Raw genomic sequence first — 12,991 nt, 5'->3', positions numbered from 1 at the left:
AAGTCAAATTGATTGTCAGAAGTGATGAATGCTATTGAATTTCCCTGGCTAACAGCCATAATCCTCTTACCCTTGGTGGCAGCCTTAGCCATCCCCCTAATCCCAGACAAAGAAGGTAGAACTGTGCGGTGGTATGGCTTGGGAGTTGCTTTTGCCGACTTTGCACTGATGATTTATGCTTTTTGGTATAAGTACGACTTTCAGAGTTCAACACTGCAACTTGTAGAAAACTATCCCTGGATACCGCAGTTAGGTTTGCATTGGGCTGTGGGGGTTGATGGTTTATCGATGCCCTTGCTACTTCTGACAGGCTTAATAAATACCCTCGCAATCTTCGCGGCTTGGAAAGTTACCACCAAGCCGCGATTATTTTATGGTTTGATGTTAGCGATGTACAGCGCCCAGCTTGGCGTATTTGTCGCCCAAGATTTGCTGTTGTTTTTCCTAATGTGGGAAATCGAGTTAGTGCCGGTTTACCTGCTGATTTCCATTTGGGGAGGACAAAACCGCCGTTATGCCGCTACCAAATTCATCCTTTACACTGCCGCCGCATCAATATTTATCTTGATTGCTGGTTTCGCAATGGCATTCTCTGGAGATACCGTCACATTCGATATGGCAACTCTGGGAATGAAGGAATATCCCAAAACCTTGGAATTATTAGTTTATGCCGGTTTCTTGATTGCCTTCGGCGTAAAATTACCAATTTTCCCTTTACACACTTGGCTACCTGATGCCCACGGTGAAGCATCAGCACCCGGTTCAATGATTTTGGCTGGTGTGTTGTTAAAAATGGGTGGTTATGCCCTCATCCGCTTCAATGTGGAAATGTTGCCCAATGCCCATGTGACTTTTGCGCCAGTGTTAGCAATTTTGGGTGTAGTGAACATTGTCTACGGTGCTTGCTGTGCCTTTGCCCAAACCAATCTCAAACGCCGCTTGGCTTACTCTTCAATAGCCCACATGGGGTTTGTGCTGATTGGCATTGCCTCCTACACAGAGTTAGGTATTAGCGGTGCAGTGCTACAGATGGTTTCTCACGGCTTGATTGCTGCTAGCTTATTCTTCCTCTCTGGCGTGACTTACGATCGCACTCACACCTTGATGATGGATAAAATGGGCGGTATGGCCAAGGTAATGCCCAAAACCTTTGCTTTGTTTACCATTGGTTCAATGGCTTCTCTTGCCTTACCTGGAATGAGTGGTTTTGTGGGCGAGTTGATGGTATTTCTCGGTATCGCCACCAGTGATGTTTACAGTTCCAGCTTCAAAATTGTAGTTGTACTGCTGTCAGCCGTTGGCGTAATTTTGACACCAATTTATTTACTGTCGATGCTGCGTCAAGTGTTCTACGGTGAGCAAAATGAAGAGTTGCACTTGGATGCTGTAATATCTGATGTCAAACCCCGCGAAATATTTATTACCGCTTGTTTGTTGCTACCAATTATCGGAATTGGTTTCTATCCCAAATTAGCAACGCAGACTTATGATGTAAAGGCAGTAGAATTAGCTACCCATGCTCGTCAAGTTCTACCAGTAGTTGCTCATCAACAACCATCAAGTCTGTACTCGCGGATTTTCTCTGCACCAACATTGGCTAATTCTCAAGTTGAAACTTCAATTAATATTTCTGAGTAAATTAACTTCCCATTAAGGGGCTGCAAGTAAATTCTAAATATTCAGGGGAATAAAGGGGTGGTTTCATAACCACCCCTAAAATTTTGGAATTTATCGAGTTGAAATAGAGTTTTAAGTCAATACAGTTCAGATAAATCCAAAACACTTGTAGAGACAACGATCGCGTCTCGAAAACTCAAAATTATTGGCAGTAGCCATTAACCCAAGCGTATTGATTGTTAAGTAGGAGCAATTCATGTACACGCATTTACAAAGCGCATTTCGCCACGATATTGCCCCTACCTATCTGGTTAAAAATTATTCAAACTTGAGAGTTCCGTTAATATTAGCAATGTGTTCATTAAGGTCAATGTATGTTCCTAGAAGTGTCTCTCCATCGGCTCTCTCGCATTCAGCACGGAGTCTGCTAGCACCAGCTAAACCAATATTGTCGCAGGTCAGAGCAAATTTATCTCCATCCCAGTCTAATGTTCCATCAAGATTAGCGATATATGGATTTAAGTCGATGGAAGTTGTAGAAAGATTATATCCATCGGCTTGTTCGCAAGTAGCGGTTAGGGTTGAGCCATTAACACTAATATCTTTACAAGTTTGAGAAAATTGACCAGTTGCCCAAGCGTTACTGATAGCTAAATTAAAACTCAGAAAAATAGCACACAAAAAAGTTACAAAAATTTTCAGCATTAGTCATTCCTCTGTTCTAAAGTAGATAGTTGGTTAAACTAACCAAGAGGAAATTTTATCCTGTTGTATTTTTCTCTATTGAAAATTAATAGTTTTTAACTATACCTGATAGTCTACGAGACAATACGCAAATGTAAGCAACTCTTGGAGACGCTACGCGAATACTGACGCACACTACCAACTCATCTATTAACAATTTGTTGGCTTTTGGCAACTCCATATTCGAGTTCGGCAACAGTCATAGAGGAGATACCCACATCAGAAATGCTAAAAGTTTAGAATTTATCCAGTATTTTTTGGTTTTTTTGCTTTATCAGGTAAATGCAGATGTTCATATCAAGGAGGTATCGTATTTAAAAACTTTCTCTAGTGTCAATAACTGGCTGATCTCTAGAATTCATGAAGTCATCGGAGAAATTGTCTAGACTATCAATGATGGATTCCCAAGGGTTTTCTTTGGCAATCAGGATAATGGCGTTACCAATTTTTTTGATGTAAACTTCAGTCCCAGCAAGTTGAAAGTCTTCGGGTAAAATAACCATTTGATGAATACCATCAGTAGTCAGTTTGACAGTATTCATGATGTTTTATCTCCTTCTTACGAAAATTAAAATCACGCTAATTAGATAATCATAATTATTTGAAATCCTAAAATTATCGTCCATAATTTAACGCTTAACTAAAGATAAATCTGGTGTTAGCCTTTGCAAAACTTGCTTCAATACCAGCACTGTCCAATCTATATCAGCTTCAGTAGTATCACGCCCCAATGTGATACGAATTCCACCCAAAGCCGCTTTTTCTGAATAGCCCATTGCTAACAATATCGGGCTGGGGCTAAGTTTACCACTGTGACAAGCAGCACCAGCACTGATACCAATGCCAGCAAGGTTTAGCTGTCGTACCAAGGTTTTACCGCTGAGTTTTTTGCCATCAGCGTTTTCTAGGCACATACTGACATGGTGAGGTAAACGATCGCAGCTATCCCCTGTAGGAATTAAACCAGGAATCTCAGCTAATTGGGCAAAGGCGCGATCGCGTAACTCAATTAAACGTGGTGTTTCTATAGCTAGTTCTTGCGCTGCTAATTCTGCTGCGACACCAAATCCGGCAATTATCGGTACTGCTTGCGTACCAGAACGCAGTCCCATTTCTTGTCCACCACCAGCTATTAAAGGCATTAACTCCACACCAGGGCGCACATACAGCGCCCCTGCACCTTGGGGGCCATATATTTTATGACTAGAAAGGCTAAGTAAATCTACAGGCAGTTGTTGCACATCTATGGGTAAACGTCCCGCAGCTTGCACTGCATCTGTATGGAATAAAGCACCGTGCGATCGCACAATCTTACCCAGTTCTGCGATCGGTTGGACAGTCCCAACTTCACTTTGACCGTAAATTATAGAAACTAAAACTGTGTTATGTCGCAACGCCGCCTTTAAATCTAAGGGATTAACTCTACCTTTCATATCTACAGACAGGCGTGTAACTTCCCAACCCCACGTTTCTAAAAATCGTGCTGTTTCAGAAATTGCGGAATGCTCAACGCTGGAGATAATTAGATGTTGAGGAACAGCATACAACCGAGCCACACCCATAATTGCTAAATTATCTGCCTCAGTACCACCAGAGGTAAAAACGATGGATTCAGGGGTAACAGCGTTAATTAAACCAGCAACTTGGACTCTGGCTTGTTCTACAACCATTGCTGCCCGTTGTCCCCACTCATGTAAGCTGGAGGGATTGCCCCACTGTTGAGTGAAGATTGTTTGCATAACTGCGATCGCTTCTTTTCGAGTGGGTGTAGTGGCGCTGTAATCTAAATAAATTTGCATATAACCGAATAATGGTGAGAACACAGGTTAGCAGTAGGCTGCTGTTCTTGTCAGCATATACAGTTTTAGTGGACAAATCCTGAAAAAATCTCTGTAATTCCGGTAGGTTTGCCCATTTAAAAAACTATCCGAAGGATTAATGCGCTGTAAAGCTTATGCAGCTTAATTTAGATATGATTATTTTCATTAGGGGTGTAGGGGCGAATGGCACTAAGGTTTCTGCAAATCCATAATTCATAAGGCTTTTGAGTGTGGGGGGTGTGGGGAGAGAGGGGAGCGCGTCTGGTTTACAAGAAAGCATAAATTCTGTTTCCTCCCTCTCCTCCCACACCTCCCACACCTCCCCCAGACAAAGGTTTCACGTTTTCTTAGTGCCATTCGGTGTAGGGGCTTGGTGCGTTGGACGAGGTTTCAATCCTTACAAGAAAGACTTAAGCCTTTCTTATACATTAAGTAATATTAGCTGCAAAGGTTTAAATTTTCACAGCCTTAAGCGTCGTAGGAGCGATCGCTTTTGCTTGTTGTCTGAGATAATACCTCTTGCATAAATCAAAAATAAGAACCTCAAAAAGATAAAGTGTTGCTTTGTCTCCCCTCCCCAAAGCATCGGCTACGGTGTACATACAAATCAAAAAAGCTTAATTTCCAATTGTTCTGTTATTTATGAAACTTGACAATATTATATTTATTCAATAGGAGTAAATTTTCATGATTAATCTTCCTAAATTAAGTAAAATTGACTTTTTAGTTTTAATTTCTGTTGTCATAATTGGTTTGATGCATTTACCTTTTCCATTTTCAGGAGATCAAGCACTATTTACAACAGGTGCTTTAGAGATGCAACAAGGAAAGGTACTATATCGAGATTTTTGGGATTTAAAGCAACCTGGAATTTATTACTTTTATTTTTTAGCAGGAACTTTATTTGGGTTTAATGAGATTGGCATCCATATCTTTGAACTTATTTATATGGTGCTTTTCTCTATCATATTGCAACTGACTCTAAAAACCTATTTTCGGCATCAGATAATAGCAAGCATAGTACCTTTGTTAACGGTTGGTGTTTACTATATTTCTTCATCTCATCGGCAATTTACCCAAGTAGAAGGACTAGTTGGGTTTCCTTTATTCTTATGTCTTTGGCTAACTTACGAATCTTTTAGTCATGAAGGAGAAAAAAGATTTATTAAACTTTTAATATCTGGTTTTATGTGTGGGATTGTCCTGATATTTAAATTAATATTTTTGCCAATCTTACTTTGCTTTTGGCTAACTATCTTACTGCATTCTATATTGATAAAACATCAAAACTTCCAAAAAATATTTATTGAGATTTTCTTGCCAATTTCTATCGGAGTTATCTTACCTCTTCTGGTCGTTTTCAGCTACTTTGCCGAGGTTAATAGTTTATCAATTGTATATAAGACATTTTTTGTATATCCTGGTCAAGTGGTTGCTAATGGCAAATTTAATATATCTAAGTTACTTTTTGGAACAGCATGGTTTTTAAAGAACTTTATCACTTTAGTTTTAATAGCTACTGTTGCAGTCAATGTATCTTTGCGTAAAGATAGGAATTTATTGACTTTGCTACTTGTTGTTTGGTTTGTTTTCGGGCTGATTGTTATTGTTTTACAAACTAGATCACTCTGGAGCTACCATTATTTACTATTATTTGTACCTACAGGTATTTTAGCAACGAAAGGATTAGATATATTATGGCAGCCTTTAAAACAATTAAGTTCACCATTAATTAAGATTCTGGTGTCATTTTTGTTTTTATTACCTTTATTATTAAATTTTCAATTCAAGACTGTTGCTTTAGTGAAGAATAATTTTGCTTTGACTGAAGATACACGATTAAAATATCAGACTGTATTTAGAGAAGACTATACATCGCTGCGTTCCGAAGTTGATTTTCTTTCTCAACCAGGAAATTTACCTGGTAAGATTTTTGTTGCTGGCGACCCGTCTATTTACTACTTATCTGGTCGTACTCAAGCAACATCCCTAAATGCGTGGTCACTTGAGTTTTTTCTGCCTGAGCAATGGCCACAACTTCTACAGGAGTTAGATTTATCCAAGCCTCCTTATATATTTCTTAGTGATAACTATCAGCCTCTTATTAAACAAGAGTTTCCCAAAATTCTAGAATTGATTGAAAAAAGATATCACCTATTATCCAAAAGTAATGATGGTGTTTGGTATATTTTGAACTAAGAAAAGTGGAACCCTAATACCGCTATACCTCGTTCCCAGTCTCCGACTGGGAATGCTCGTCGTTGAGGCTCCGCCTCTCTTACTGGCGGCAGAGCCACCAGGAGAAGCATTTCCAGCCTCCGGCTGGAAACGAGATTTTAATACTATGGTGCGGATATATCCAAATTTTTGCAAATTTTAAGTTCCCAATTTGATATTAGAATCAACTCTATCGCTTCCCGTAGACTTTCTCTAGCTTTTTCCAAAGTTCTCTCTTGGACATTAGCACCGGGTAACTCCTGGACGTAGCCGATATACCAATCATCTATCTTTTCAAATACAGCAGTAAAAGAATTTTCCATATAATTTGTTTGCTCTTGAATATTACGAGACATCAAATACTGACGTACACTAATGTACCCAATTCACTAAACTGTCACTCCCTCCAACTCTTCATCTGTCAACTCATATAATTGCCGCAATTTATCTAACTTATCACCATCAGCTTCCCAGAAACCCCGCCCATGCGCTTCCAACATTCTGCCTAAAATATTGCGAAAAGCTTCAGGATTTGCCTTCCGTAATTTATCCGCCATATCTGCATCTAAGGCATAAGTATCAGCCGCTTGGTCATAAACCCAATCATCGGTAAAATCGGCAGTACCACCCCAACCAATCAACGCCGTCATCCGTTGGGAAATTTCAAAAGCACCACCAGAACCTTGATTCGCCATCGCTTGCGCCCATTTGGGATTTACCAACTTGGTGCGGTACTCCATTCGCAACAAATCATCTAAATTGCGCGGTGTGGTATCCTTCGAGAAACTTTCCACAAAGCTAGTTGTAACCTTCTTACCGCCTTGCTTTTCTGCCGCCTTTTTCAAACCGCCCGTATTGGCATAATATTCTTGAATATCAGTTAAACCATATTCTACCGAATCGATTTCTTGAACAATGCGATCGCTAGTTTTTAACAAAGTATTCAAAATTTCCGGTCTAGCCTGACCTTTATCTTCTCTCCCGTAGCTAAACACATTGCGACTTTGCCAAGTATTCCCCAACTCCTCACCAGATTCCCAGTTACCATCAACCACCCGATCATTCACCAAAGAACCAAAATCACCCGCCGGATTAGAAAACAATCTCGCCGATGCATTTTCCACACCTTGGGCTTTCAAAGCTAAAGCATGTCTTCTAATAAAATTCTGATCATCCGGTTCATCAGCATCAGCCGCCCGTTGAAATAAATCATCCAACAATTCGATAATATTTACAAAACTATCCCGGAAAATCCCAGACAAATTACCCAACACATCAATGCGAGGATGTCCAACCTCCGCCAACGGCTTCAACTCATAACGAACAACCCTACCAGTTCCTTCCTTAACAGGTTCAGCCCCCACCAACTCCAAAAGAATCCCCAAAGATTCCCCTTTAGTCTTAATCGCATCCAACCCCCAAAGCATCACCGCCACCGTTTCAGGATATTTCCCATATTCCTCCAAATGCTGCGCGATAATTTTTTGACCAACTTCCCGCCCCCGTTCATACGCCGCAGGCGAAGGCATCCGATAGGGATCTAAAGCATGAATATTTCTCCCAGTTGGCAAAACCCCAGCCCCATCCCTCAACAAATCCCCCCCAGGCGCAGGCGGAATATACTCCCCATTCAACCCCCTTAACAAATTCGTCAACTCATCCGTAGATTGCATCAACAAATCCCTTATTAGCCTTTCTTCTTCGCGTCCTTCGCGCCTTCGCGGTTCGTCCCCAAAATAAGCCTCCAAATACGCCTCTAACTCCTCCTCACTCGGCTTTTCCCCCAAAGTATGCAACCCCGAAGAAAACAACCGATTCTCTAAAACCTGCAAATATTCATACAACTCAACCAAATAATCATCAAAAGCATGACCACTAAACATCCGCACATTCTCAGGAGTAAACGCAATCCCCAACCTCTTCGCATCCGCAAACGGACAATCGGCATCCAACCCAGAGTCCACAATTTTCTTACAAATCCCTTCCTTCAAAACATAATTCTTCTGCGGATCTTCCCGATACTCCGCAATCAAATCACGCAACGCCACCAATTCCTTATACAAACCTGCCCGACCATAAGGCGGTACATTATGAGAAATCAACACACCATAACCGCGACGTTTCGCCAACATCGACTCAGACGGATTATTCGCCGCATATATATATAGATTAGGCAAATTTCCTAACAAAATATCCGACCAAGAATAACCCGTATTCCCCAACGGAGAACCAGGCAACCATTCCACCGTCCCATGCATTCCAAAATGAACTAAAGCATCAGCTTGAAACTCATTTTGCAACCATTTATAATAAGCAGCATATTGGGGATGTGGCGTTAAATCTCGTTCAAACATTAAACGCATTGGGTCGCCTTGTATCCCCAAAGGTGGTTGTACACCTATCCACACATTACCTAATTGCACACCACCAATCTGAAATTCCTCGCCATAAGTTTTAATACCAGTTCCCGTCAAAGATTTCCATTGTTTTTCAATGCGGGAGGTTTGCAGATATCCCAACCATTTTTCTAGAGTACGGGCGCTAACGGATGCGGGGATAATATTTTTTGTATCATCAAAAGATTCATCCGCTTCTTTCACCCAGCGAATCAATTCTTCGCCATCTTCTGGTAAATCCCCGACGCTATAACCTTGTTCTTTAAGTGCGTGGAGAAACTTCAGCAAACTACGCGGTACATTTAATAATGCAGCCGTCCCCACAGCACCATAGCCCGGTGGGAACCCATATAATATAATGGCAATTTTGCGTTCCGAAGCAGGTTTTTGCCGCAAAGCCACCCAAGTTTTTACTCTACCAATTAATCGCTCCACCCGTTCGGGAACCAGATAAATATTTTCACCCACCAAACCACCAAGGGGAACGGTATCAATAGCCCCATCCAATTCTGGTAAGGCGTATAATACTACACTTTGCAATCCGCCGATACCTTGCCGTGTCCATGAGGAAATATCTTGAATTAATAGTGGTGCAGCAACAATATAAGGTACATTTTTGGCAGTGAGGATGCGCTTTGCTACTTCTATTTGGCGGCCTGCTTCCATTGAACCAGCTGGGCCACCCACCAGAGGAAAGCCAATTGTGGAAACGATCGCATCTACTTTTACTGCTTCACTAGATAGTGAGGGAGTTTCTATATTACCTAGTTGTCGTTGCTGAATTTCATAGTCAGTTGTCATTAAATCTCGTACTGCTACGTGTCCTTCTACGCCGTTGATGAAAATGGGTAAAGGAATTAAGCCGGCTTTTTCAAAACTGCGAATTAGTTGGGGAATGTAGGGTTGTTTGGTGATGACGTGTTTTCGGTAGAGGAGAATTCCAATAACAGGTTTTGTAGAGACGCGATTCATCGCGTCTCTACAATGGGTTTTATGCCATTCTAAATATTTGCGGGGCGATTCAAAAAATCCTTGATAATCGGGGTGGAGTAATCCGATATTGGGGGTTTCGACTAGCGGGGGAATGTCGCCGACTTTTAAACTTAAGTATTTCTCTGCTAGTGTCCAGAATAATGAAGCGACGTTTTCTGAACCGCCAGCATTCCAGTAACCATAGATAATTAACCAGTTGCGTAAGTCTTGGACTTTTTGAACTGGGACGTATTTCAGTAGTTTGGGGCCAATTTTTAAGAAGCTGATGTAACCAGCGAGTTTGTCTTCTTCTCGTCCGTTGCTAAATTTGTCGAGGATGAATTTAACTGGTTTGGGCATTCCTTTGGGTTTATCACCAATGGCAAAGTCACCCAATTTGGTTAAACTCATCAATTCTAAGGCTGACTCAAAGACTAGACGGATAGGAATTTGGGAAATGCGATCGCGCAACCACACAACCTGGTCATAATCAAATAGTAGGCTACCGAAAAACACATCAGCGCCATGCAGTGCTGCTTCTACCTCAGCACGTTGACTGGTAAGATCGCGATCGCTAAATACCCGAATATCCAACTCTGGACAGCGAGAGTTAGCCAAAAAAGCTGCTTTTCTATACAAGTCCGCGTTGAACGATTCAAACCCAGCAACCAAGACGATGCGTTTCATGCCTGTAAGCTACGAAATATTTCTTTACTTAAATTTTAGATGCAATCTTTATATTTTGTGCGTCAGTTACTTGCAAACTGCTATAAGTTCAAAAATCAAATCGGATGCGATAGTGTCGAGGAAATAGAGTCATGTTAAAGGTTTTTGCTGACCGTGGTGGCACATTCACAGATATTGTTGCTGTTACTAATAATCAAGCAATTATAGATAGACTCTTAAAATATCCTGAGCGTTTTTTAATTGTGACTCTGCCCAATCAGCAATGGATTATAGTCTATAAACTACTTTCAGAAAATCCCGAACAATATCAAGATGCAGCTATTCAAGGTATTCGGGATATTATCGGTATTGCTAATAATGAACCTATTCCAACTGAAGCGGTAGAAGTTGTAAAAATGGGGACAACAGTAGCTACAAATGCACTGTTAGAAAGGAAAGGCGATGGCGTTCTTCTTCTCATTACCAAAGGCTTTAAAGATGCGCTAAGAATTGGCTACCAAAACCGTCCTAACATCTTTGCCCGTCATATTATTTTACCAACAATGCTTTATGAACAGGTAATTGAAATAGATGAAAGGTATGATGCTAATGGAAATGAATTAATACCAATAAATATTGAACAAGTCAAAAGCGACTTACAAGCAGTTTACCATACAGGAATTCGGAGTTGTGCTATTGTTTTTATGCACAGTGATCGCTATCCTGAACACGAAAAACAAATAGCCCAACTCGTCTTAAAAATTGGCTTTACTCAAATATCCGTATCCCATCAAGTTAGTCCCTTAATGAAGTTGATTAGCCGAGGAAATACAACCGTAGTCGATGCTTATTTAACTCCTATTCTGCGTCGTTACGTCAACCAAGTAGCGAGTCAGTTACCTGGAGTCAAACTAATGTTCATGAAATCGGATGGCGGTTTAGTTACAGCCGAGCAATTTCAAGGAAAAGATAGTATTTTAAGTGGCCCGGCTGGCGGTATTGTTGGCGCAGTTCAAACTAGTAAAAGGGCAGGTTTCGAGTTAGTTATTACCTTTGATATGGGAGGGACGAGTACAGATGTTGCCCATTTTAAAGGAGAGTATGAACGACAACTAGATTCAGAAATAGCTGGGGCGCGGATGCGAGTTCCTGTATTAGCAATTAATACCATTGCTGCTGGAGGTGGTTCAGTTCTCTTTTTTGATGGTTCTAGTTATCGTGTTGGCCCTAAATCTGCCGGTTCAAATCCTGGGCCTGCTTGTTATCGACGTGGTGGCCCATTAGCGGTTACTGATGCCAATGTGATGTTAGGTAAAATTCACCCACAATATTTTCCCTCAGTTTTTGGCATTGATGGCAATTTACCTTTAGATAAAGATATTGTTATTCAAAAATTTACCCAATTAACCCAAGACATTCAAGCCGCTACATTAAATGATTGTACTCCCGAACAAGTAGCCGCAGGGTTTATTGCGATCGCAGTGGAAAATATGGCGAATGCAATTAAAAAAATTAGTCTGCAACGCGGTTATGATGTTACCCAATATGTGCTTTGTTGTTTTGGCGGTGCTGGTGGGCAAGTTGCTTGTTTAATTGCCAATACTTTGGGAATGAAAAAGATATTTCTACATCCTTATGCTGGCGTTCTCTCTGCTTATGGAATGGGATTAGCTGATGTCCGGGCAATTAGAGAAGGAGGAGTTGAACAACCTTTAAATCAAGCATTAATTCCTCAATTACAGCAGTTAATGGCATATTTGGAAACTCAAGCTAGAAGTGAAATAGATGAGACACTGAGTCAAGTAGAAGTAATCCAAAAAGCTAATTTAAAATATGAGGGTACTAACTCTACATTGACAGTTAATTTTGCCAATGATGTAGCAATTATGCGACAAGAATTTGAGACTGAACATCAATCTCGTTATGGTTTTATTCAATTAGAGAAAAACTTAATTATTGAATCCACTTCAGTGGAAGTAATTCAGAAAATGGATACTCCTGAAGAACCTTCAATTATTCGTACTCGCCCTTTAGATAAAGATCCCGTATCTGTTGAGACAGTAAGGATGTTTACTGCTGATAGATGGTACTATACTCCTGTTTATCGACGGGAAGATTTACAACCGGAAGATATTATTAATGGCCCTGCGATCGTTGTGGAAAAAATTAGCACAATTGTAGTTGAGCCTAACTGGCAATCGAGATTAACTATACAAAACCATCTAATTTTAGAGCGCAAATATTGATTCATCAGAGTTAGTCTGTATTTAGGATAATCAATAAGTTAAACACATCTAGTTTGCATATCTAAAATTTATATAACTCTTGTGAGGTGGGCATCTTGCCCGCCCTAATGATGTAAGTTAAATGTGTAACAGCTTATTAGTTACCTTGTAGTAAACCTAAATAGAAGTTAAAACCTCGTTTCCAGCCAGAGGCTGGAAACGCTGCTCCTGGTGGCTCTGCCGCGAGTCTTGAGGCGGAGCCTCTAGGACGGCATTCCCAGTCTCCGACTGGGAACGAGATAATTTGACTGGAAAATCTAAAAATATGTAATTT

At 40.7% G+C, this 12,991-nt stretch carries 8 protein-coding genes; 3 read left to right on the top strand and 5 right to left on the bottom strand.

Annotated elements, in window-relative coordinates; all coding sequences use genetic code 11:
- Positions 1–24 precede the first annotated feature (24 nt).
- Positions 25–1,638: an NAD(P)H-quinone oxidoreductase subunit 4 gene (locus FD723_RS00445; RefSeq protein WP_179063597.1), complete on the top strand. Its 1,614-nt coding sequence runs from the start codon at positions 25–27 to the stop codon at positions 1,636–1,638.
- A 297-nt stretch (positions 1,639–1,935) separates the two neighbouring features.
- Here the strand turns inward: FD723_RS00445 and FD723_RS00440 are convergent, their stop codons facing one another.
- The 3 genes from FD723_RS00440 to FD723_RS00430 all read right to left on the bottom strand — a co-directional run bounded on the left by FD723_RS00440 (position 1,936) and on the right by FD723_RS00430 (position 4,160).
- Complete coding sequence (locus tag FD723_RS00440; protein WP_179063596.1) at positions 1,936–2,322, bottom strand: CVNH domain-containing protein; 387 nt, start codon at positions 2,320–2,322, stop codon at positions 1,936–1,938.
- A 353-nt stretch (positions 2,323–2,675) separates the two neighbouring features.
- Entirely contained in the window at positions 2,676–2,903 is a 228-nt protein-coding gene (locus FD723_RS00435) for an antitoxin (protein ID WP_179063595.1), read from the bottom strand.
- Between the two features lie 87 nt (positions 2,904–2,990).
- Positions 2,991–4,160 (bottom strand): cysteine desulfurase family protein, encoded by a 1,170-nt coding sequence (locus tag FD723_RS00430; protein WP_179063594.1) that lies wholly within the window; start codon positions 4,158–4,160, stop codon positions 2,991–2,993.
- A gap of 708 nt (positions 4,161–4,868) precedes the next feature.
- Here FD723_RS00430 and FD723_RS00425 point away from each other — a divergent pair.
- Complete coding sequence (locus FD723_RS00425) at positions 4,869–6,380, top strand: hypothetical protein (protein ID WP_179063593.1); 1,512 nt, start codon at positions 4,869–4,871, stop codon at positions 6,378–6,380.
- Between the two features lie 143 nt (positions 6,381–6,523).
- On the opposite strand, the gene FD723_RS00420 is transcribed toward FD723_RS00425, so the two are convergent.
- Entirely contained in the window at positions 6,524–6,721 is a 198-nt protein-coding gene (locus tag FD723_RS00420; RefSeq protein ID WP_179063592.1) for a type II toxin-antitoxin system HicB family antitoxin, read from the bottom strand.
- A 66-nt stretch (positions 6,722–6,787) separates the two neighbouring features.
- Complete coding sequence (gene bchH, locus FD723_RS00415; protein ID WP_179063591.1) at positions 6,788–10,453, bottom strand: magnesium chelatase subunit H; 3,666 nt, start codon at positions 10,451–10,453, stop codon at positions 6,788–6,790.
- A gap of 131 nt (positions 10,454–10,584) precedes the next feature.
- On the opposite strand from bchH, the gene FD723_RS00410 reads away from it, so the two are divergent.
- On the top strand, positions 10,585–12,678 hold the full coding sequence (locus tag FD723_RS00410; RefSeq protein WP_179063590.1) for a hydantoinase/oxoprolinase family protein: 2,094 nt from the start codon (positions 10,585–10,587) through the stop codon (positions 12,676–12,678).
- Positions 12,679–12,991 lie beyond the last annotated feature (313 nt).

This window comes from Nostoc sp. C052, from assembly GCF_013393905.1.
In the GTDB taxonomy this organism is placed as follows: Bacteria; Cyanobacteriota; Cyanobacteriia; order Cyanobacteriales; family Nostocaceae; genus Nostoc.
Note: the sequence above shows the minus strand (reverse complement) of the source record. Positions and strands in the feature narration are given on the sequence as shown.

Bases quoted from the DNA above. Each gene is read 5' to 3' on its own strand.
- FD723_RS00445 (WP_179063597.1), top strand. From the start codon at position 25: ATGAATGCTATTGAATTTCCCTGGCTAACAGCCATAATCCTCTTACCC.
- FD723_RS00440 (WP_179063596.1), bottom strand. From the start codon at position 2,322: ATGCTGAAAATTTTTGTAACTTTTTTGTGTGCTATTTTTCTGAGTTTT.
- FD723_RS00435 (WP_179063595.1), bottom strand. From the start codon at position 2,903: ATGAATACTGTCAAACTGACTACTGATGGTATTCATCAAATGGTTATT.
- FD723_RS00430 (WP_179063594.1), bottom strand. From the start codon at position 4,160: ATGCAAATTTATTTAGATTACAGCGCCACTACACCCACTCGAAAAGAA.
- FD723_RS00425 (WP_179063593.1), top strand. From the start codon at position 4,869: ATGATTAATCTTCCTAAATTAAGTAAAATTGACTTTTTAGTTTTAATT.
- FD723_RS00420 (WP_179063592.1), bottom strand. From the start codon at position 6,721: ATGGAAAATTCTTTTACTGCTGTATTTGAAAAGATAGATGATTGGTAT.
- bchH (WP_179063591.1), bottom strand. From the start codon at position 10,453: ATGAAACGCATCGTCTTGGTTGCTGGGTTTGAATCGTTCAACGCGGAC.
- FD723_RS00410 (WP_179063590.1), top strand. From the start codon at position 10,585: ATGTTAAAGGTTTTTGCTGACCGTGGTGGCACATTCACAGATATTGTT.